The 20451-nt window shown below is 70.5% G+C and carries 18 protein-coding genes; 9 read left to right on the top strand and 9 right to left on the bottom strand.

The genetic code is table 11. The features are described 5' to 3' along the window. The first annotated feature begins 4 nt into the window (after positions 1-4). The 3 genes from ABD073_RS02805 (at position 5) to ABD073_RS02795 (ending at position 1653) form a co-directional block, all read left to right on the top strand. The gene (locus ABD073_RS02805) at positions 5-367 is read left to right on the top strand and encodes a holo-ACP synthase (RefSeq protein WP_343872246.1); all 363 of its coding nucleotides are present in this window, start codon (positions 5-7) and stop codon (positions 365-367) included. 62 nt (positions 368-429) lie between these two features. Then, entirely contained in the window at positions 430-672 is a 243-nt protein-coding gene (locus ABD073_RS02800; protein WP_343872245.1) for an acyl carrier protein, read from the top strand. Between the two features lie 63 nt (positions 673-735). After that, positions 736-1653 carry a class-II aminoacyl-tRNA synthetase family protein gene (locus ABD073_RS02795; RefSeq protein ID WP_343872244.1) on the top strand — a complete coding sequence of 306 codons (918 nt, stop codon included), beginning with the start codon at positions 736-738 and terminating at the stop codon, positions 1651-1653. 60 nt (positions 1654-1713) lie between these two features. Here ABD073_RS02795 and ABD073_RS02790 read toward each other — a convergent pair whose 3' ends face one another. Both ABD073_RS02790 and ABD073_RS02785 read right to left on the bottom strand, forming a co-directional pair. Further along, complete coding sequence (locus ABD073_RS02790; protein ID WP_343872243.1) at positions 1714-3063, bottom strand: glycosyltransferase 87 family protein; 1350 nt, start codon at positions 3061-3063, stop codon at positions 1714-1716. Positions 3064-3207: 144 nt separating this feature from the next. After that, positions 3208-4728, bottom strand: coding sequence for a carbohydrate-binding domain-containing protein (locus ABD073_RS02785; protein ID WP_343872242.1), 1521 nt, complete (start codon positions 4726-4728; stop codon positions 3208-3210). Positions 4729-5021: 293 nt separating this feature from the next. On the opposite strand from ABD073_RS02785, the gene ABD073_RS02780 reads away from it, so the two are divergent. Next, complete coding sequence (locus tag ABD073_RS02780) at positions 5022-6323, top strand: DUF4832 domain-containing protein (protein WP_343872240.1); 1302 nt, start codon at positions 5022-5024, stop codon at positions 6321-6323. A gap of 82 nt (positions 6324-6405) precedes the next feature. Here ABD073_RS02780 and ABD073_RS02775 read toward each other — a convergent pair whose 3' ends face one another. The 6 genes from ABD073_RS02775 to ABD073_RS02750 form a co-directional block, all read right to left on the bottom strand. Beyond that, positions 6406-7374 carry a GDP-L-fucose synthase family protein gene (locus ABD073_RS02775; RefSeq protein WP_343872239.1) on the bottom strand — a complete coding sequence of 323 codons (969 nt, stop codon included), beginning with the start codon at positions 7372-7374 and terminating at the stop codon, positions 6406-6408. Continuing rightward, positions 7371-8015, bottom strand: a complete 645-nt coding sequence (locus ABD073_RS02770; protein ID WP_343872238.1) for a YveK family protein — start codon at positions 8013-8015, stop codon at positions 7371-7373. Before ABD073_RS02770 ends, ABD073_RS02775 begins: the two co-directional genes overlap by 4 nt. 77 nt (positions 8016-8092) lie before the next feature. Further along, entirely contained in the window at positions 8093-9136 is a 1044-nt protein-coding gene (gene gmd, locus ABD073_RS02765; RefSeq protein ID WP_343872237.1) for a GDP-mannose 4,6-dehydratase, read from the bottom strand. 50 nt (positions 9137-9186) lie between these two features. Further along, the gene (locus tag ABD073_RS02760; protein WP_343872236.1) at positions 9187-10470 is read right to left on the bottom strand and encodes an O-antigen ligase family protein; all 1284 of its coding nucleotides are present in this window, start codon (positions 10468-10470) and stop codon (positions 9187-9189) included. Next, on the bottom strand, positions 10467-11600 hold the full coding sequence (locus ABD073_RS02755; RefSeq protein ID WP_343872234.1) for a glycosyltransferase family 4 protein: 1134 nt from the start codon (positions 11598-11600) through the stop codon (positions 10467-10469). The genes ABD073_RS02760 and ABD073_RS02755 overlap by 4 nt, the downstream gene beginning before the upstream one ends. After that, positions 11597-12367, bottom strand: a complete 771-nt coding sequence (locus ABD073_RS02750; protein ID WP_343872233.1) for a WecB/TagA/CpsF family glycosyltransferase — start codon at positions 12365-12367, stop codon at positions 11597-11599. Before ABD073_RS02750 ends, ABD073_RS02755 begins: the two co-directional genes overlap by 4 nt. A gap of 342 nt (positions 12368-12709) precedes the next feature. Here ABD073_RS02750 and ABD073_RS02745 point away from each other — a divergent pair, with 342 nt between their 5' ends. From ABD073_RS02745 to ABD073_RS02725, 5 genes are all read left to right on the top strand, one after another. Beyond that, positions 12710-13252: an LbetaH domain-containing protein gene (locus ABD073_RS02745; RefSeq protein ID WP_343872232.1), complete on the top strand. Its 543-nt coding sequence runs from the start codon at positions 12710-12712 to the stop codon at positions 13250-13252. Continuing rightward, positions 13249-14523: an MATE family efflux transporter gene (locus tag ABD073_RS02740; protein WP_343872231.1), complete on the top strand. Its 1275-nt coding sequence runs from the start codon at positions 13249-13251 to the stop codon at positions 14521-14523. The genes ABD073_RS02745 and ABD073_RS02740 overlap by 4 nt, the downstream gene beginning before the upstream one ends. Before the next feature lie 10 nt (positions 14524-14533). Beyond that, the gene (locus ABD073_RS02735; RefSeq protein ID WP_343872230.1) at positions 14534-15685 is read left to right on the top strand and encodes a glycosyltransferase family 4 protein; all 1152 of its coding nucleotides are present in this window, start codon (positions 14534-14536) and stop codon (positions 15683-15685) included. Between the two features lie 236 nt (positions 15686-15921). Beyond that, entirely contained in the window at positions 15922-17223 is a 1302-nt protein-coding gene (locus ABD073_RS02730; protein WP_343872229.1) for an O-antigen ligase family protein, read from the top strand. Next, entirely contained in the window at positions 17214-17846 is a 633-nt protein-coding gene (locus ABD073_RS02725; protein WP_343872228.1) for a YveK family protein, read from the top strand. The genes ABD073_RS02730 and ABD073_RS02725 overlap by 10 nt, the downstream gene beginning before the upstream one ends. 862 nt (positions 17847-18708) lie before the next feature. On the opposite strand, the gene ABD073_RS02720 is transcribed toward ABD073_RS02725, so the two are convergent. After that, positions 18709-20322, bottom strand: a complete 1614-nt coding sequence (locus ABD073_RS02720; RefSeq protein WP_343872227.1) for a glycosyltransferase family 87 protein — start codon at positions 20320-20322, stop codon at positions 18709-18711. Positions 20323-20451: the final 129 nt, after the last annotated feature.

The following is a 20451-nucleotide window of genomic DNA, read 5'->3' as shown; positions in this document are numbered from 1 at the left end:
GAGCATGCACGCCGGCATCGACCTGGTGGAGGTGGCCCAGGTGCGCGATTCGCTCGCGCACCTCGGGGACCGATACCTGCGCGGGCTGCACACCGAGGCCGAGCTCGGCCTGCTGCGCGACGGGGACGCCTCGCAGCTGGCCTGGCGGGCAGCGGAGCGCTTCGCGGCCAAGGAGGCCGTCTTCAAGGCCTTGCAGATCCCTTCCTCCACCACCGTGGGCTGGCGCTGCATCGAGCTCGACGACAGGCTCGGCGTCACCCTGCACGGCCCGGCCCGCGACTGGGCCGAGCAGCACCAGGTGACCACCCTGCAGGTGAGCACCACCCGTTCCGACGGCCACGCGATGGCGGTCGCCCTCGCCGGGTGATCCCGGCATCCCGCAAACCCACACCTCGAGGACCTGATCCCGAAGACCTGAAGGAGAAGCCCATGTCCGACACCCAGAGCACCGTCCGCGAGGTCCTCGCGGCCCACGGCCGGCTCGGCACCGATGCCGCCGGCCTGGACGCCGACGCGGACCTGTACGCCGCCGGCATGACCTCGCACGCCTCGGTCAACGTGATGATGGCCTGCGAGGACGAGCTCGACGTCGAGTTCCCCGACGAGATGCTGAACCGCGAGACCTTCGCCACCATCAACTCGATCACCCGGGCCGTCGACAGCCTGCGCTGACGACAGTCCCCATCCACCAGCCCTTCCACCAGACAAGCCCACCAAGGGGAGCAAGGACACACCATGAGCGTCGGTTCAGGAGAACAGGCCCGCGTCGCGCTGGCCCAGCAGCTGGAGGCCGCCGGCCACCAGAGCCCCAGCGGAAGCCTGGGCATCTACGGCCGCAGTGCGGACTTCGAGGCCGTCGTCGACGGCCTGGGCAAGGCGCTGGTGGCCATGGAGAAGCCCGACGAGACGGTGGACCGGATGTTCTTCCCGCCGCTCGAGCCGCGGGCCGCCTACCTGAAGACCGACTACCTGGCGAGCTTCCCACAGCTCACCGGTGCGGTGGACACCTTCACCGGCAACGACAAGGACCACAAGGCCCTGCTCAAGGTCTACGAGGAGGGCGGCGACTGGGCGGACAGCCTGGTGCCGTCGGGGCTGATGATGGTGCCGGCCACCTGCCACAACGTCTACCCCCGCTACAGCGGCCAGATCGAGGGCAACAAGCGCGTCGAGGCCCGTTCCTGGTGCTTCCGTCACGAGCCCGAGGTGGACCCGATGCGGATGGTCTGCTTCCGGATCTACGAGCAGGTCTTCATCGGCGACGCCGAGGGCGCGCAGGCCCACCGCGACACCTGGATGGCCAACTACGTCAGCCTGTTCGGTGACCTGGGCCTCGAGGTGGACACCGACGTGGCCAACGACCCCTTCTTCGGCCGCGCGGGCCGGATCCTGGCCGTGGGCCAGAAGAGCGAGGCGCTCAAGTTCGAGGTGCTCACCAACATCTACGACGACAAGCAGACCGCCATCGCCTCCGGCAATGCCCACCGCACCCACTTCGGCGAGAACTTCGGGATCACGCTGCCCGACGGCTCGCTGGCGCACTCCTCGTGCGCGGGGATGGGCATGGAGCGCGCCACCATCGCGCTGCTGGTGCGTCATGGCATGGAGGTGGCGAAGTGGCCGGCCGACGTGAAGGACCGCCTGGGGCTGTGACCCCCGACGCCTGACGGGCCCGCAGAGCACTGCTCTGCGGGCCCGTTCGTCGTGGTGGGCTCAACCGGCGTGCGCCGGGGTGGGCTCCCGGGCTGTCCTCGGGCCGGTTTCGAGGGCCGGCGGGACGGCCACCGTCAGGCCGGCTCGCTGGAGGTCCCACAGCGCGACGAGGGCCACCAGGCCGGCGGCCAGCAGCAGGGAGACGGCATAGGCCAGGTTGGCCTGCTGCGGGCTGATGCCGATGCGCAGGCCGCCGCGCACCGGGCTGAGGCAGGCCAGGCCCACCAGCAGCCAGGCGGCCAGGCAGGCCAGTGCCGCCGTCCGGTCGATGCTCCAGCGGGTGACGGACAGCGACGGCAGCGCCACCAGCAGCGGCAGCACCACCACCAGGGCGTAGTGCAGGTTGGGGGTGGGCAGCACGATGCCCAGCGCCAGGCCGGAGAGCACCAGGGCGGTGCTGCCGTGGCGCCGCCACAGCAGGGCGGCGACGCCCAGGGTGAGCAGCACGACGGTGAGGGCACCCAGCGCCAGCGGCAGCGCCTGGTCCAGGGCCGGGACGCGGGCCAGGGTGGCCAGCACGTCCATCCGGGTGAAGTGCGGGTCGCCGGCGGTGGCGCCGTCACCGTCGGAGACGGTGCGCACCAGCATGCGCCAGGCGGAGCCGAAGCTGCCGGCGCGATGCCAGACCACCAGGCAGACCGGGACCGAGAGCAGGACGGACAGGCCCAGTCCCCAGGCGGCCTCGCGGCGGCGTCGCAGCAGCACCAGGGCCACCAGCAGCGGCAGGCCGACCGGGGGCTTGACCAGGGCCAGCAGCAGGCCGAGGACGGCGCTCCATCGGGTGCGGCCCTCCGGCTCACGACGCAGGGCGGGCAGCAGCGCGGCGACGGCCCCGGCCCCGCACAGCAGGGCCCAGTTCCCCTGCGACAGGGCGGTCTGCACCGGGCGCAGGGCCAGGCTGGCGAGGGTGAGGGCCGCGACGAGCCAGGGGCGCCGGCGGTAGGCCCGGCCCAGGAAGAGGGAGAGGCTGGTGTGCCAGAGCCAGACCAGCGAGGCCACCAGGATCCCGGTCCACAGCACGGCGGCCACGCGGTAGGGCAGCAGCAGGAGCCAGACGGTGGCATACCAGTAGGTGGGTACGTAGAGCGGGAAGAACTGCACCCCGCGGTGCCGGGCGGTGAAGCCGGGCCGGTCCCACGGGATGCCGCCGTGCACGAAGTCGTCCAGCGGGATCCAGACCGAGTCGCGGAAGTCGACCATGGTGAAGGGGCCGAAGGCCAGCGGTTCATCAGGTAGCACGACATTGCGCCAGGCCAGCACGGACAGGGCGAGCCAGACCACGACGCCCACCAGAGGTGCCCAGAACCTGGGCGAGCCCGTCATGGCACGCTGATTCCCCTTGCTGGACACGCTTTCCCCCTTGATCTCCGGCCACGGGACGATTCACATGGCCAGTCGTCCAATTCTATCCCGGAGACGGCTCCGCACCGGACGCGAGGACGCCCCGGCCAGGTGGCCGGGGCGTCCTCGAAGGGGGTAGGAAAGGGGTGCGGATCAGGGCTTGCCGTAGTCCTTGGGCAGGGCCTGCATCTTGTCCCAGGGGAAGCCCACCATCCAGTCGTACTGCACGGCGCCGAAGCTGTTGTACGGGTTCTCCTTGCCGGCGCGGGTGTAGGGCGAGGAGTCCTCGCCGTAGACCACGAGCGGGCCGCCGGTGTTGTCGCGCACCACCATGCCGTACTCCTGCGCGGCCTTGGCGATGATCTTCGCCACCGGGCTGATCTTGAGCTGGTCCACGTCGATGCTCGGGTCCAGGCGCAGGCGCTGGCCCTCCATCAGGGCATTGGGGCTGTCCGAGGTGCCGTCGGTGCGGTTCGCGGGCCAGGAGAAGGCACCCTTGCGGGGGGCGTTGACGCCGATGGCGATGGCATGGTCGATGCGGCCCTGCTTCAGCTCGCTGACCCGCACGGTGCCGCCCAGCAGGGACAGGCCGCTGGCGGTCACGCCGAAGGGGTAGGGGTGGACGCCGTCGGAGGCGGAGGTGTCGGAGACCTTGCCGCCCCAGCAGGCGCGGAAGCCGCCGTCGGTGTGCTGGAAGCGCCACATCTCCCACAGCTCACCGGTGGAGGGCGACCAGATCACGATCTCCTGGTCCTCGCCACCGGCGGGCTGCACGTCGGCCGGGATCGGCACCTGGGAGAACTGCGCGTCCCAGTTCTTCTTGAGCCAGGCCGGGTCGTCCGAGGCGCCGTTGCACAGCCAGTTGGAGACGGCGCGACGCGGGGTGCTGGAGTCCACGACGTAGACCGGCGGCGCATAGGCAGTGGTGTTCAGGCTGGCCTTGCCCTGGAACTTGAGGTTGTCCACCAGGGTGTCCACCAGCGCGGCGCTGTTGGGGTGCAGCGGGGCGCCGGCCGGGATCTGCTGGTTCCAGAAGGAGCCGGCACCGAAGACCGCAGCGCCCGAGGGGGTGCGGTGGGTGGACTCGGCCGTGGCGACGGGCTCCGAGGTGGCCAGCGCGGTGGGCTGGGTGGTGGCCGTGGGCTCGGCGGGGGCCGGCTGCACCGGCAGCGAGACGATCTTCACCTCGGCGGGCCAAGGGAAGTTCAGCGCGCCCTCCCAGGGCAGCACCTCCTGGCCGGGCGTGACGCCCTGGCCGTCGACGGCCTTGGCCGGGGTGGCGCCGCGGTTGTAGGTGACGCCCTGCGCGGTGGAGGCCAGCTCCACGTCGCCGCTGCGGATCTCGCGGACCCACAGGTTGCGGTCGGGGCGGCCGGAGGTGGCGTCATTGGTGAAGCGGACGCTGACCGTGTCGCCGCTGGCGAGCGGCTTGGGCAGGGTGACGGTGAGCGGGGCCCAGCTGGTGCTGGTGACCTCGGTGGTGGTCAGGACCTGGCCGTTGACGCTGATCTCGGTGATCGCGCCGACACCGTCACTGCTGTCGGCGCGGGCCTCGACGACCAGCTGGGTGTTGTCGGTGTCGGCCGCACTGGCCAGGGTGGGCAGGGAGCAGACGGTCGCGAGGGCAAAGGAGGCCGCGAGGACCGGACGGCCCGTGGAGCGCTTGTAGAGCATGGGGGTGGGCTGCTTTCTGGGGGGGTGGAACCTGTAGAACACCTGAACTGTAATTGAGAAACACTCAGACAACTAACCGGCGACGCCTGCCCTGACCAGAGCCCTGTGGGGCATTCGTCCCAGACCGGGGCGAGCCCTCCCGCACAACCATTGCAACCACAGATCCCTTCTCCTGCTGGCCTTCTGGGCCCGCGCCGGAGGGGCCACCACGAGACCGCCGACCCGGGGGCTGTCGGCTTGGTCCGCCGGGCTAGCCTCGAGGCATCCGGTCCACCCACCACGTCAGGCGCACCATGTCCCCGCTCTCACGGCGCACCCTGCTCGCCGGCCCCGGCGCCGTGGCGCTCGCCGCCACGGTGGGCTGCTCCGCGCGCCGCACCAGCGGGCCGGTCACCCTGGACCGGATCGGGCTGGACCATCCCGAGATCGCCAATTCCGGACGGGGCCAGAACCTGTGGCTGGGGCAGGCCGCGGACCCGGCCGGCTGGCCCGTGGTGGACCTCTACCAGCGGCCCGACGGCGGCTGGCGCACCATCGAGAAGCGACGTGGGCAGTACGACTGGACCATCCTGGACCAGGCCCTGGAGCGCGCCGGGAAGCTCGGGGGCCGGCTCACCTGGCGCATCATGCCCTGGTACCTGCCCGACCATGAGCCGGAGGCACCCAGCTGGGTGCCCACCCGGACGGTGCGCCCCAGCGGCGGGGGTGCCGCCTTCCGCTGCCCCGACTGGGACAGCGCCGGTTACCTGGACTCCTGGATCGCCCTGGTGCGCGCCCTGGCCGCCCATGCCGATGCCGACCCCCGGCTGTGGGCCGTCGACATCTCCGGCTTCGGCGCCTGGGGCGAGCACTTCTGGGACGAGGCCTGGGGGCACGGCATGAAGCCCGCCTCCTTCCGACGGATCGCGGAGGCCACCCGCGACGCCTTCCCCCACACCTGGGTGCTCGGCCCAGCGATGAGTCCCGGTTTCGAGGTGATGCCGCAGGTCTTCGGCACGAGCGGCCGCTGGGGCACCCGCTACGATTTCCTGGGCGGCCAGGAGCTGGCCTACGACCAGGTGGCCGGCTACCGGGACCTGTGGAAGCGCGGACCGGTGGTGACGGAATGGGGCGCCTCGCAGCAGGTCACCATGGCCCGCGGGCTGGAGAATGTGCGAGACCTGCACGTCTCGGTGCTCAGCTCGGGCAACAAGCCGCGCACCCACGCCCAGATGTCGGCGGCGGACCGCTCGGCCTTCGAACAGGCCAACAAGCTCGCCGGTTTCCGGCTCGGCCTCGACCGGGTGGAGCTGCCCGAGGACTGGCGCGAGGGCGAGACCATCACGATCACCACCCACTGGACCAACCACGGCGTCGCCCCCACCTACGACAACTGGCGGCTGGAGCTGCTGGTCGACGGCGAGCCCGTCGCCCTGATCGGGGACCTGCGTACCGTGCTGCCCGGCAGCAAGCAGCTGGTGCATCGCCTGGCAGCGCCCGTCCCGGGCGCGCGGCTGGCCATCAGGGCCAGCGATCCCGCCAGCTACCTGCCGCCGCTGCGGCTGGCCACCGCAGGACGCCAGGAGGACGGCAGCTACCCGCTGACCGACGGCTGACCGCCGCGGGCGCGGGCGAACCCCGTCCGGACATGCGACGAGCCTCGCACGACGGCGGGGCTCGAGGCGGTGACGGCGGGGATCACTCCCGGATGTCGTCCTTGTTCTGGCGGTACCACTCGATGGTGTGCTCCAGGCCGGAGCGCAGGTCGTGGCGAGGCTCCCAGCCCTCCCCCTTCAGCTTGCTCACGTCGAGCAGCTTCTGCGGGGTGCCGTCGGGCTTGGAGGTGTCCCACTCCACCTGGCCGGTGTAGCCGACGATCTCGGCGATCAGCTCGGCCACCTCGCGGATGGTGGTGTCGGTCCCGGTGCCCACGTTGACCTGCTGCGGGCCGTCGTAGTGCTCCATCAGGTGCAGGCAGGCCGAGGCCATGTCGTCGACGTGCAGGAATTCGCGGCGCGGGCTGCCGGTACCCCAGTTGGTGACCACCTCGGTGCCGTTCGCGGCGGCGTCGTCATAGCGACGGATCAGCGCGGGCAGCACGTGCGAACCCTTGGGCGAGAAGTTGTCGCCGGGGCCGTAGAGGTTGGTGGGCATGGCGCTGATCCAGTGCACGCCGTGCTGGCGACGCGCGGCCTGCACCTGCAGGATGCCGGCGATCTTCGCGATCGCGTAGGCGTCGTTGGTCTCCTCCAGGTAGCCCGTCAGCAGGGCGTCCTCGGTGATCGGCTGGTCGGCCAGCTTGGGGTAGATGCAGGAGCTGCCCAGGAAGAGCAGCCGGTCCACACCTTGCTCCAGCGCGGCGTCCATCACGTTCACCTGGATCTGCAGGTTCTGGCTGATGAAGTCGTAGGGGTAGGTGTTATTGGCCAGGATGCCGCCCACCTTGGCCGCCGCCAGGAAGACATAGGTGGGCTTCTGCTCGGCGAAGAAGTCCGCCACGGCCTGGCGATCGGTCAGGTCCAGCTCCGCATGGGTGCGGGTGACGATGTCGGTGAAGCCCGCCTCCTGCAGGTGGCGCACGATGGCGCCGCCGACCAGGCCGCGGTGGCCGGCCACGTAGACCCGCGCGGAGCGGTCCAGCGGTGCCGGGGTGAAGTCGGTGCTCATGCCCGGGCCTCCTGGGTGCGGGTGGGGACGACGTCGGGGCCGCCGATCCGACGGCTGCGCAGCGCCTCACGGATGACCGCGGCCAGCACGCCCAGCAGGGCGCCGAAGACCAGGCCGGCTAGGGCGTTGACGCCCTTGTTCGGAGCCGACGGGGCATCGGGCAGGTTGGCGGGAGCGGTGATGGTGGGCACCATCTTCACGTCACCGGCCTGGGTGGGGGCACCGGTGACCTGCTTGACCAGCTCGTCGGCGATCCCCTTGGCGATCTTCTGCGCCTCCTCCGGGGTCTCCCCCTCGGCCTGGATGTCGAGCATGACCGACTGCGGCACCTGCGAGACCTTCACCTGCTCGGCCAGATCGGTGGCCGTGGCGTCCAGCTTCTGCGCCTTGATCACCGGCTGCAGCACCAGCGGCGACGAGGCCAGCGCCTCGAAGGTGGGCATCTGCGCCTGGGTGTAGGTGGCGGCCTGGCTGATCTCGTTGACGTCCTTGGCACCGGACATCTCGAACATCAGCTGGGAGCTGGAGGTGTAGGTCTTCGGGAGCGCGGCGGAGACGCCGAGGCCCGCGAGGAGCCCCAGCACCGTGCACGCGATCACGATCGGCAGGTTCTTCAGAACCGCCTTCAGGTAGTCGTTCATTTCCATCGTCTCCTGTCGTCGTGCCATGGCGGCACCGCTGGCGGTCGGGCGCGAGGCCCCGGAGGTCGCAGCCATGCTCAGCCCTTCTTGGACCAGTCGACGGCCCACTCGACCTTGGGGACGTCCACGTCGTGCGCCTTGCCGTCGGCCAGCGCCTTCATGTCACTCTCCACCATGATGCGGGCCAGCTCGGGGGTGTGCACCTTGGCCTCCCAGCCCAGCTTCTCCTTGGCCTTCGAGGGATCGCCGATCAGGGCGTCCACCTCGGTGGGGCGCAGGTAGCGCTCGTCGAACTTGACGTACTTCTCCCAGTCCAGGTCCGCGGCCTCGAAGGCGAACTGCAGGAAGTCGCGCACCGTGTAGTCCTGGCCGGTGGCCAGCACGAAGTCCTCGGGCTCGTCCACCTGCAGCATGCGCCACATCCCCTCGACGAACTCGGGCGCGTAACCCCAGTCGCGCACCGAGTCGATGTTGCCCATGTAGAGGTCCTTCTGCTGGCCGGCCTTGATGGCGGCCACCGCGCGGGTGATCTTGCGGGTCACGAAGGTCTCGCCACGACGGGGCGACTCGTGGTTGAACAGGATGCCGTTGACCGCGTGCAGGTCGTAGGCCTCGCGGTAGTTCTTGGTGATCCAGTAGGAGTACATCTTCGCGGCGCCGTAGGGCGAGCGCGGGTACATCGGGGTCTCCTCGTTCTGCGGCGGCGGGGTGGCGCCGAAGAGCTCCGAGGTGGAGGCCTGGTAGAAGCGCGGGCTGATGCCGGCCTGGCGGACGGCCTCCAGCAGGCGGACGGTGCCGGTGCCGGTGGTGTCGGCGGTGTGCTCCGGCTCGTCGAAGGAGACGCGCACGTGGCTCTGGGCGGCCAGGTTGTAGACCTCGTCAGGACGGATGGTGTCCATCAGGGTGACCAGGCGGGCGCCGTCGGACAGGTCTCCGTAGTGCAGGAAGAGCTTGGTGTCGGCCTCGTGCGGATCGGTGTAGAGGTGGTCGATCCGGTGGGTGTTGAAGGTGGAGGCACGACGGATCAGGCCGTGCACCTCGTAGCCCTTGGACAGCAGGAGCTCTGCCAGGTAGGAGCCGTCCTGGCCGGTGATACCGGTGATGAAAGCCTTCTTGGCCATGTCTTTCCTGTTCCTCGATGGTTCGGGCGTACCGACTGGTGCCGGCGCGCTCATGGGGCTTCGGGGGAAGTGGTCTGGAGCTGCGGCAGCGCCTCGACCGGCTCGGCCGGGGCCGGCGGGTCGGTGGCTGCCAGGGAGAGGCCGACGATGACGCCGGCCGGGACCATCACGAAGGGGTAGATGATCATGTTGTCGGTGATGGAGGCGAGCAGGATGCCCAGCAGGGCGATCACGGCGGCCCAGTCGATGGGTCGGTCGTGGCGACGGGCCCGTCGCCAGACCAGGGCCAGCAGGGCGAGCATGCCCCACAGGTAGAAGGCCAGGCCCACCACACCGAAGTCGTGGAAGATGCGCAGGTACTCGTTGTGGGGCTGCGAGATGGTGATGAACTTCTCGGTGATCAGCTCCGTGGCCGAGCCGGGCCCGTGGCCCAGGATCGGGCGCTGCACGGCGCTCTCCCAGGCCGCGGCCCACAGGTTGGAGCGGCCGGAGGTGTTGAGCGAGGTGCCGCCCACCTGCACGGCGGCGTCGCCACTGGTGAAGCGCTCACGGAAGGGCGCATAGGCGAACCAGAGGACCACCACCGAGAGGGCGGCGGCCAGCGCGATCAGCCCCGCCTTGAGCACCCGGCCGCGACGCGGTCCGCGCACCACCATGAAGGCCAGGCCCATGATGGCGATCACCGAGGCGGTGCGCGACAGGCTCAGCACGGTGCAGGCGGCGATGATCCACGGGGCCCAGCGCAGCACGCCGCCACCCCGCCAGGGCACCACCAGGGCCATGAAGACCAGCGAGGAGAGCGCGAAGGAGCGGTCGCCGTAGAGCGGGAACTTGAGCAGCACGAAGGTGATGAAGAAGAGCAAGCTCACCAGCAGCGCGGCCAGCGGCAGCACGCGGCCCCAACGCTCCAGGTCCCAGTGGTCGGCTGCGTCGGCGGTGAGCACGATGGCCAGCACGAAGCCCACGTAGACGCAGACATTCTGCACGCCCTCCATGCTCGGATTGGCCGGCAGCCGCAGCAGCGCCACCAGCAGGAAGAGCGCCAGGCTGATCGGGGTCATCACCGGCCGGTCGGTGCCGCGCCAGGAGCCCATCCGTCCCGTCACCACGGAATGGATGACGGTGGGCAGCAGCAGGAGCATCAGCGCCGCGGTACCCAGGGTGAGCATCGCCGAGAGCGAGGGCCCACCGATCCGCACCGTGGTGGCCCAGTCGACCAGCAGCACCCAGACCAGCGCCAGGGCGCCGATCAGCGGCATCCGGCGCAGCAGCAGGGTGTCGTCGGCGGCACGGCGCGGGCGCCGTACCGGGAGCAGTCGTTCGCGCAGGCTCACCGGCCCACGACCTCGCGGTAGACCTCGTCGATGCGCTGCGCCCAGACCTCGGGCGAGTACTCGCGCTCGTAGAGGCGACGCGCGGCCTCGCGCCGGGCGGTGCCACCCTCGGCGACGGCCGTCATGGCGCGGGCCAGCGAGGCCGGGTCGGCGGGGCCGTAGATCTCGCCGGCCCCGTCGCGGGTGAGCTCGGGGGCGGAGGTCATGGCACTGCTGAGCAGCAGCGGGGTGCCGGCGCTGAGCGCCTCGAGCGCCACCGTCGGGATGCCCTCGGAGTTGAGGCTGGGGATGACCAGGCCACGGGCGGCGCGCATCTGCTCCAGCACCTGCTCGCGGTTGCGCTGGCCCAGGAAGCGCCAGCTGCCGCCGGAGGCCTGGCAGCGCTCGGCGATCTCCTGCTCGTCGCTGCCGGAGCCGATTACGGCCAGCCGCTCGCCCTCGGGCATCTGGCCCAGCAGGCGCAGCACGCCCTTCTCCGGCGTGAGCCGTGCCACCGCGAGCCATTCCTGGCCCACCTCGGCGGTGGGCTGCTGCGGCTTCACGAAGTTGACCACCTGCGAGACCCTGCCGGGGCAGGCCTGCTCGAAGATGGCGCGGGCGCGCTCGTTGAGCACGACGATGCGGCGGGCATGGCGCACGATCGGGTGGTGGCTGCCGCGATCCCGGCTGGCCCAGGCCAGCGGGAGGGTGGCCACCAGCGAGTCGCGGTAGCAGCGGTGGCGCAGGGCCTCCTGCGCGCCCTTGTCGAGGCAGTCCTCGCAGTCGTGGCCGTCGCGGAAGAGCGTGGCGGCGGCGCACATCGGGCGGAAGTTGTGCTGGGTGACCACCAGGTGGTGGGCATGGCGCTCCAGCCAGGCGGTGCCCCAGTTGGGGAACAGGTTGTGCACGTGCACCACGTCGGGTGCGAAGTCGTCCAGCTCCGGGCCCGGGTCCGGGCCGGCGATGGTGGCCGCCGAGAGCGCGCTGCGCAGCTTGTACAGCCGGGCACCCTGCTCCTCGTCGGTGTGGCGGGCGAAGAGCTTCACCTCATGACCGGCCGACGCCAGCAGCTCCACCTGGTCGAGGACCACCTGGTTCTCGCCCGAGGGGAAGGCGCTGGAGTAGAAGCTGTGCACCACGGCGATCCTCATCGTCGCTGGTCCACCCCACGACGCAGCAGCTGGGGAACCACCTGCTGCAGGTAACGGCTGTTGCCCCACAGGTAGCGCTTCCACAGCCGACGGGGCTCGGTGACGAGCCGGAAGAGCCATTCCATGCCCAGGCGCTGGAAGATCTGCGGCGCCTCGGGCGTGCTGCCCGCGGCGAAGTCGAAGGCGGCGCCGACGGCGGCCACCGGCAGGCCGAGGCGCTCGGCCAGGCCCTGGGCCACCCAGTCCTGCTTCGGGGTGCCGAGGCCCACCCAGACGATGTCCGGGTTGGTGGCGCGGATCTGGTCCACCACCTCGTCGGTGAGGATCTCCTCGACCGGTGCGAAGGGTGCCGCGGAGGTGCCGGCGATGACCAGGCCCGGGAAGCGAGCGGTGAGCCGCTCGTCCATCAGGCGCAGCGTCTCGTCGGTGGTGCCGAAGAAGTAGTGGCGGGTGCCATGGGGCACACCGAGCTCCAGGGTGCGCACGAAGTAGCTGGGCCCGCGCACCTGGCCCGAGGGCTCCTTGGAGGTGCGCTGCATCACCCAGGCCACCCAGCGGCCGTCGGGATAGTTGATGCCGGAGTCGTTGACCAGGCGCATGTAGGCGGGGTCGGTGCTGGCCAGGGCCACGCAGTAGGAGTTCATCAGGCGGATCGGCACACCGCCGTCCACCGGTCCGCGACCCGTGAAGGAGGTCACCGTGTCCTCGGCGGCCTGGTCCAGCGTGGTGGCCCAGAAGGGCACGCCGGCCACATCGATCCTTGCCACGGAAGAGGATGCGCCCAGCGCACCGACCTCCGACGACCTGACGTCGCTCATGTAAGTCCCCGATCCTTTCAAACACCGGACCGATCCCCCGATCGTGATCCGGCTGATAGGCAGCATAGCCGCGGGCCTGCTGCTCGGTCACAGCCTGCCAGCTTCCCCACAGCGCACCATGAGAATTGCTCCCTTTACCTTGCAGGCAAGGACTTTCGGCCACTAGTTGAATCTTGAAAGCCAGCTGTGGAAAGACTCTGGAGCCCCCGGCGGGCACGGCTGGGCCAGTAGTCTCTTTGCGGGTGCGCGGCGGCTTCCGCCAGACCGGCACCCCTCGGGGGAAGGACCAGCATGACCCAGCCATATCCATACGGCGAGCACCGTCTCGTCGACGTGGTGCGCGCCGACCTGGCCGCGAACCGCCGCGAGCCGGCCTCGCAGCTGCTGCTGCTCGGGCTGCGTGGCGCGCAGTGGACCATCGGACGCTTCGGCCGCCGCCACCCGGTGGCCATGGCCGCCACCGTGGCCAGCCGCTTCCTGAGCGAGATCGTGCTCAAGGTGGAGCTGCGCCCCGCCACCGTCGTGGGCCCCGGCCTGACCATCTACCACCGCACCGGCCTGGTGGTGAACGACCATGCGGTGATCGGCTCCGGCGTGAAGCTGCGCCACGGCATCACCATCGGCCACCAGCGCGCCGACGGCCCCTCCCCGGTGATCGAGGACGGTGTCGAGATCGGCGCCAGCGCCCTGATCCTGGGCGGCGTCACCGTCGGCGGCGATGCCGTCGTGGCCGCTGGGGCCGTGGTGACCAAGGACGTCGCCCCCGGCAGCGTCGTGGCCGGCAATCCCGCCAAGCCCCTGGAACGTCGCCCTGAACCGGGCATCGAGCAGTGACCCCTGCCGCCCCGCCGTCACGGTGGGCCGGCCTGCTGGGTCGGCTGCCGGGCTGGTTCCCGGCCGTCGGCGACCAGGGCGTGATCGCGGTCACGAACCTGGCCCTGTCGGTGATGGTCTCGCGCACCGGTGGTGTGGCCGCGCTCGGCGTCTACGCCCTGGTCTCGATGACCATGCTGGCCTGCCTCGGCTTCGAGCGGACCCTGGTCACCGACCCCTGGCTGTCCAGCCGACTGTCGGTCTTCCCGCGCCGTGCCCACCAGGGCGACCAGATGGACGCCACCGCCTTCGGCGCCGAGCTGCGCACCGTGGTGCTGGGCAGCAGCCTGCTGGTGGCGCTGCCCACCCTGGTGGTGGCCTGGGTGGCCGGTGGCGGCTGGGGGCCGTGGCTGATCGCCGGGCCCTGCGCCGCGCTCTTCGTGCTGCAGGACGCCGGCCGTTATTCCGCTTACAAGCGGGCCGACACCTGGCGGGCCTTCGTCAGCGACCTGCTGCTGATGCTCGTCACCCTGGGCGGTCTGGGCCTGGGGGTGCTGCTCGGACGGCTGGGCATCGGCTGGATCCTCACCAGCTATGCGCTGGGCTTCGTCGTGGGCATGATCCCCACCGCCCGCTGGCTGGCCGGCCCGGTGATGCCGGGCCAGACCGGCCGCTGGTGGCGCAGCGTCTGCCGCCCGCTGGGCATGCCGCTGCTGCAGGACTCGGTGGCCTACTTCGTCTCCACCAATGTCTCCTCCTACCTGCTGGCCGCCCTGGCCAGCAAGGCCACGGTGGGTGGCGTGCGGGTGGTCACCACGCTGTACTCGCCGCTGGCGATGATCTTCACCGGCATGTCCATGTGGCTGGTGCCGGCACTGACCCAGCGCGGCCACGCCGCCTCGGCGGGGCTGCGACGCAAGGCCATGCTGGGCCTGAGCGTGATCGGCGCCCTGGTCACCCTGGCCGCCGTGGCCCTGGGGCCGTGGGTGGCGCCGCTGGTCTTCGGCCACGACGCGAATGTCTCGCGGATGGCCCTGCTGCTGGGTGGCATCTCCACCTGGATGAATGCCGTCGCCTCCACTTGGCTGGCCACGGTCAAGGTCTTCGGGCGCTACCGCCCGATCTCCTGGGCACGCACCATCTCCGGTGCGCTGATGATCGTGCTCATGCTCGTGATGGCCGCCACGCACAGCGTCGACGGCTACCTGATGCTCCTGCTCCTGCAGAATGCGGCCATCGCCCTGGTCGCCTGGATGGTCCAGAGGTCGCCGTCGACCTCGGACGCTCGATGAAAGGACAACCATGACCTCACCCCACGACCTGCGCGTGGCCGTCGTCTCCACCGAGTCGCGACCGCTCAGCAACCGCCTCTGGTACGCCGCTCGCGACAAGGTGGCCGACCTGCGCGTCATCGCCCCGGCCGGCGACGAGCCCGGCATCCCGGACTTCCAGGTGGGCCTGGAGACCGCGCACGTGCTCAAGGAGCAGCTCACCTTCCGCCGCCTGAAGGGGATGTCGCGCGAGCTGGACGCCTTCGCCCCCGACATCATCCACATCAACAGCGAGCCCTGGGGCATCCCCGCCCTGCTGGAGTTCAGCCGTCGCCCCGGCGTGATCCTGCACGGTGCGGAGAACCAGTTCTTCACCGACGGCGCCAAGCCCGTCGTGCGCTATGCGCTCACCCAGGCGGTGGCCGGCCAGCTGGCCGGCTATGCCAGCTGGAATGTGGAGGGCGCGCGCGCCGTGGAGCGCATGGTGCCCGGCATCCCCACCTTCGTGACCCCCGCGATCATCCCGCCGCCGGTCTTCACACCCTCCTCCTGGCGCGGCGACGCCACCGACTTCGAGATCCTGCTGCTGGGCCGCCTGGACCCGGAGAAGGGCTTCGACCGCGTGGTGGAGGCCGTCGGCAGCCTCGAGGCACGCGGCTCCTACCGCCTCACCGCCTGCGGCGCCGGCCCCGAGCAGCAGCGGCTGGCCGAACTGGCCGACCGGCTGGGCGTGCGACTAGACTTCACCGGGCAGATCCCGGCCGAGGAGCTGGCCTCCCGGATGGCCGCCGCGCACGTGATGGTGCAGCCCTCGCTCACCACCCGCCCCTGGGCCGAGCAGTTCGGCCGCACCGTGGCCGAGGCGATGACCGTGGGCCTGCCCGCGCTCACCTCCCGCAGCGGCGAGCTGCCCAATGTGGTGGGCGACGAGTGGTGCACCTTCGGCGAGGACGACCGCGCCGAGCTGGCCGCCAAGCTGGAGCAGCTGCGCACCGACCGGCCGAGGCTGGAGGAGCTCTCGCGCCAGCACGCCGAGCGGGCCCGCCGCCTGTGGTCGCCCGAGCCGGCCAGCCAGGCGCTGGTGGACTTCTGGGCCCGCGCGCACGACTACCAGCTCTCCCGCCCCGCAGGTCGTCTGACCAGCCTGCGCCGCGGCCTGGCCAACCGCGTGCTGCCCGCCTGAGCCAAGGCTTCCAGCCTCTCCCCGGGGATCTTTGATCCCCGGGGATTCCTTTGTCCGCTACGATTCCCAGCGACGCAAGGATCGGGGGAGAGTTGCGTGGATCAGGGGTCTGGCTGTCCGCCCCTCACGGCCCGGAGCCGTCGGGGAGACGGGCTCCGCCGCCATCCCCCCCGCCCGGTCGGGCACCCCTCGCATCGGCCCCGTCTGCGGTACCGATGGCCGACCCGCCACCACCGATGGCGGAGACGGCACCGGAACGGCTGCTGCACTCCGGGCGGACCGTGGTGGAGTGGACCCTGTTCTGCTTCCTGGTCTTCCTGCCGCTCAATGCGACGCTGCTGCAGATGCCGGCGGTCAGCCTGGGCAAGATGGGTTTCACCGCCCTGCTGCTGCTGGTGCTCGCCCTGGAATGCGCCCACGGACTGCCCTCTCGCCTCCCCCGCAGCCTGCCCGGGCCCGGCCTGCTGGGCGCGCTGGTGGCCTACTGCACCGTCGTCGGGCTGAGCACCGTGGCCAATGGCCACCCGGTGGCGGACCTGCTGCAGTACCTGGTGATGCCGATGGGCGTGCTGGCCCTGTACTGCTGCGAGCAGCGCACGCCCGGCAGCTTCTTCCATGCCGTCTTCCTGGCCTCGGCCACCCACCTGTGCATCGCTGTGGTGCTGGACAACCGTGAGGTGGGCACCGCCGGGGTGGCACGCCTGACCGGCGGCAGCCACCCGATCACGCTGGGCCTGGAGGCCGCCCTGGTGGGCCTGTTCTTCCTGGCCCAGGTGCTGGCCCGGCGCGGTTGGCCGAACCTGGTGCTGCTGGTGCTCTGCCTGTACGTGATGGTGGAGTCGCTCAGCAAGACCGCGATCCTGGGCAGCCTGGTGGCGGTCGGGCTGCAGTTCGTCTTCTTCAACCGCCGTCACCTGCTGGAGCGGGCGATGGTCACCATCAGCCTGGCGGTGGTGGGGGCCGCCCTGCTGCTGCAGTCCCTGCTGGAGCACCTGCTGGGCACCACCTCCACCGACAGCCTGGTCAACGGGACGGGTCGCACCACCATCTGGGCCACGATCCTGGCGCACCTGGGCGACTACGCCGCCTACGGCTACGGCTACCCGCCGCTGCACGAGCCCGGCCTGCGCGACGACGAGCTGCTCCGGCTCACCGGCGGCCTGCCCAGCGAGAACGCCTTCCTGGCGGCGCTGCTGATGGGTGGCCTGCTGGCGGGACTGCTCTACGTCGTCATCTTCGTCTCGGCCTGCCGCGCGGCCGTGCGCGTCACCGCCGCCACCCACGGCTACTCGCTGGCCGCTGTGGTGGTGCTCTTCACCTCCGCCCTGTTCAACGAGAGCGCCTCCGGCCTGAACTACCTGTGGTTCTGGCTGCTGGCCCTGTTCAGCCTCACCAATGCCGCCCGACGCCGCGCGCCCCGACGGGCACGACGCGGCCGTCAGCGGGTGGTCCGCCGTCCTGCCGCTCCCCCGGCCGCAACGATCCCTTCGCACCCCGCCGCCCGGCGGGCCCTGACCCGAGGACCCCGATGGAACTGACCGACTACCTCTCCCTGGGACGCCGCAGCTGGCGCCTGCTGCTGACCCTGGCCCTGCTGGGTGCCCTGCTCGGACTGCTGGCGGGGCGAGCCCAGCAGCCCCGCTACCTGGCCACCGCCGAGGTGGTGGTGGCGGTGGCAGGTGCCGACTCCGTCGACGAGCTGAACGCCGCCTCCAACTACCTGGACTCGATCGCCCAGACCTATGCCGCGGTGGGCGGCTCCCAGCTGGTGCTGCAGCCGGCCGCGGGCGCGGTGGGTCTGGACTATGACCAGGCCGTCGCCATGACCACGGTGGAGCGACGCGAGGCCACCTCCGTGATCGAGACCACCGTGCAGGCCGGCACCGCGGCCCAGGCCGCCGGGCTGGCCAATGCGGTGGCGGCCGAGCAGACCCGCAGGCTCCCCGAGCTGATCAAGCTGCCCAGCGGAGCCCGGGGCGGCGTCGAGGTGACCCAGATCACCCGGGCCGCCGAACCGAAGCGGCCCGCCGGTCCCTCTCCCCTGCTCTTCGCGGCGGGCGGGCTTGGCGGTGGCCTGGTGCTGGGCCTGGCCCTGGCCCTGCTGCGCGCCCGTGCCCCGCGCCCGGCACCGCTTCGGATGGAGCGCGCGCTGGCCAGCTAGTAGGACCTCCGGGCACCGCGCACAAATCTTCAACCCTCCCGACAAGCAAATTTCGCCACGGGGGCGATCTCAGGTCTGTGCGCTCTATGATCAAGACGCCATGCTGAACCACTACTTCACGGGGGCAGACTTCCCGGAGGGCGATCCACAGCGCGACGAGCTATATGTTCGAGAGCTGCGAAGGCAAGCATTGATCGCCACCGAGCAGATTGCCGAAGCCATAATCGTCGGCTCAGAAGTCACGCCACTCAGCACAGCTTTGAGCGATGTGACGCAGGAACGTGCGCACCACCTCACCTGGTCACACCTGCAGTCCGCACTGTTCGCAAGCATCATTGTGTCGCGCATACTGAAGCCCGTTGGTGTTCACGCTCACGGACAGCTCCCTCGAGGACACATGCAACAGCTTGCTGATTCCCGGGGAGCGCGCCTCCGCGCTGCCCTTCAAGTCGCTGAGGACGCCTACCTGTTCGAGGTCTCAAAGGTGCGGAATCCCATTGAACACGTGGACGAGTACATCGATCATCTCCTTCTCGATGGGGCTCACACAATCACGGATTGGACGATTTCCGGCGGTGAGACATTGAGCTTCAAGGCGGGAGGACGGTACGCGGCCCTCCGTCAATTCACTCCGCCAGCCGGGACCCTGCATTTCACCCACAGTGGAAAACGCTGGGTCCTTGACCTCTTCGCGCTGGATCTTGAACTCGGAGATCTGGCTGACCGCGCACTGGGCTATATCGAGTCGCAGCTGGGGAGAGGGTCACATGACGGAAGCGGCAACACGCAGATCTTTCTCGGCAGTCCAAGTCAGCTTCTCGACTACGAATCCTTGGCAACTCGCTTACCCACATGGGTCAAGCTACGCGCGGAGGCGCAACGTCCGGTTCGGCAACTTCCGAGCTTCGACCTCACCTATAGCTACCTTGGCGATTCCTTCCGCTCTCACCCGGCGGTCAGAGCGTACGAGGACGAGCGCAGCGACCAAATGTGAGCGTTCGTCCAAGCCATAGGGGCGTCCTTTCTCAGCCTTGACGGCCCGAACGGGGCCCAGCAGGTCGCGGGCCAGGCTCTGCTCGTCGGACTCCGCCGCGGCGATCTCCGGGGAGACGGTCTCCTCGGGATCCACCACCGGCTGCACCTCCGGGTGCTCGGCGGGCAGGACGGCCGGACGGGCGTGGACCACTACGGGCTCGCGCGTGGCGGGCCAGCCCTCGCCTCGCACCGCCGGCAGGCCACGGCCACGCAGCAGCTGGACGGCGGCCAGGACGGCCGCCGCGAACAGGGCCAGACCGGTCACGATGTTGGCCTGGCGGTTGTCCATGCCCAGGATCGAGAAGGCGGGACCGGTGTTGGCGAAGGGCACCGCCAGCAGCGCCAGCGCCAGGCCGGGCAGCAGGCGTCCGCGCCACTCGTCGGCACGCCAGAAGGCCAGCACCAGGGCCACCAGGGCCGGCACCAGCACCGGCACCGAGTAGATCTGGTTGGGCAGCACCAGGCACAGCCCCAGGCCGCCGGCCAGCAGGAACCAGGGGTCCGACCAGGCGACGCGGCGCACCGCCCAGGCCTGGACACCCAGGGTGAGGGCACCGGAGACGAGCAGGCAGAGCAGCGCCACCCAGCCGGGCGGGGCCGACCCGATCACGTGGCCCACGGTGCCGTAGAGGTCGATCCGGGTGGAGCTGTGCTCGCCCGGGCCGGTGCCCGGACCGTCGCCCACCGCCAGGACCTTGCGCAGCACCTCCATGGCGCGGTCAAGGCCGCCCAGCCGCACCAGGGTGATGATCCCGATCGGCAGCGAGAGCAGGACGGACAGCCCGACCGCGGTGGCCACCTGCCGTCCCCGGCGCAGCACGACCTGCTCGACAAGGGCGGCGAGTCCGGCCTGTGGCTTCACCAGGGCGGTCATCACCAGGCCGACGACGGCCCAGCGCCGCACGATCGGCATCAGCAGCACGCCCGCGGCCACCGCGCAGAAGACCGCCCAGTTGCACGACAGGATGCCGGCGCGACCCGGACGGGTCATGCACAGCACCACGCTGCCGACGGCCACCAGCCACGGCTGCTCGGCCAGCAGGCGGGGTGCGATCAGCCTCAGGCTGCGGTGGACCAACCAGACCAGGGCGTAGACCGCCAGCACGGCCCAGGCACCAGCACCCAGGCGGTAGGGCATCACCAGGAAGGGAGCCATGAACCACCAGTAGGAGGGGGTGTAGAGCGGGAAGTTCTGGGCATAGGGGAACTTGGTGAGGTAGTAGTCCACGTCCCAGGGCACGCCGCCGGCCAGGAAGTCACGCAGCGGCATCCAGACGGTGTCGCGGAAGTCGAAGCCGTGCTCACCGCCCGGCCCGTCCAGGTTCGCCAGGCCGCTCGTCACCGCCCAGCAGTAGTAGACGGACAGGGCGAAGGCGGTCGCTGCCGCCCATTCCCTGGCCACCGCGTGGGCGTCACGCCCCTGGTGCTGAGTGCTGGCCATCTGATCCCCTCGTGCCGGGCGCACGCGCCCGACTGTCCCCCGTGGTCCACCCATCTTCACATGTCCGCGGCATGGCGGCCACACGGTCTGACATCCTGCAGAATCCTTGAAGAAGCCCTCCGCCCACCT

Origin of the sequence: Luteococcus peritonei, from assembly GCF_039526385.1 — a bacterium.
Taxonomy (GTDB): Bacteria; Actinomycetota; Actinomycetes; order Propionibacteriales; family Propionibacteriaceae; genus Luteococcus; species Luteococcus peritonei.
This window is presented reverse-complemented; position numbering and strand designations above follow the sequence as displayed.

What these genes read in the sequence shown, in the direction of transcription:
- ABD073_RS02805 (WP_343872246.1), top strand. Translation starts at nt 5, where the DNA reads ATGCACGCCGGCATCGACCTGGTGGAGGTGGCCCAGGTGCGCGATTCG.
- ABD073_RS02800 (WP_343872245.1), top strand. Translation starts at nt 430, where the DNA reads ATGTCCGACACCCAGAGCACCGTCCGCGAGGTCCTCGCGGCCCACGGC.
- ABD073_RS02795 (WP_343872244.1), top strand. Translation starts at nt 736, where the DNA reads ATGAGCGTCGGTTCAGGAGAACAGGCCCGCGTCGCGCTGGCCCAGCAG.
- ABD073_RS02785 (WP_343872242.1), bottom strand. Translation starts at nt 4,728, where the DNA reads ATGCTCTACAAGCGCTCCACGGGCCGTCCGGTCCTCGCGGCCTCCTTT.
- ABD073_RS02780 (WP_343872240.1), top strand. Translation starts at nt 5,022, where the DNA reads ATGTCCCCGCTCTCACGGCGCACCCTGCTCGCCGGCCCCGGCGCCGTG.
- ABD073_RS02775 (WP_343872239.1), bottom strand. Translation starts at nt 7,374, where the DNA reads ATGAGCACCGACTTCACCCCGGCACCGCTGGACCGCTCCGCGCGGGTC.
- ABD073_RS02770 (WP_343872238.1), bottom strand. Translation starts at nt 8,015, where the DNA reads ATGAACGACTACCTGAAGGCGGTTCTGAAGAACCTGCCGATCGTGATC.
- gmd (WP_343872237.1), bottom strand. Translation starts at nt 9,136, where the DNA reads ATGGCCAAGAAGGCTTTCATCACCGGTATCACCGGCCAGGACGGCTCC.
- ABD073_RS02755 (WP_343872234.1), bottom strand. Translation starts at nt 11,600, where the DNA reads ATGAGGATCGCCGTGGTGCACAGCTTCTACTCCAGCGCCTTCCCCTCG.
- ABD073_RS02745 (WP_343872232.1), top strand. Translation starts at nt 12,710, where the DNA reads ATGACCCAGCCATATCCATACGGCGAGCACCGTCTCGTCGACGTGGTG.
- ABD073_RS02735 (WP_343872230.1), top strand. Translation starts at nt 14,534, where the DNA reads ATGACCTCACCCCACGACCTGCGCGTGGCCGTCGTCTCCACCGAGTCG.
- ABD073_RS02730 (WP_343872229.1), top strand. Translation starts at nt 15,922, where the DNA reads ATGGCGGAGACGGCACCGGAACGGCTGCTGCACTCCGGGCGGACCGTG.
- ABD073_RS02725 (WP_343872228.1), top strand. Translation starts at nt 17,214, where the DNA reads ATGGAACTGACCGACTACCTCTCCCTGGGACGCCGCAGCTGGCGCCTG.
- ABD073_RS02720 (WP_343872227.1), bottom strand. Translation starts at nt 20,322, where the DNA reads ATGGCCAGCACTCAGCACCAGGGGCGTGACGCCCACGCGGTGGCCAGG.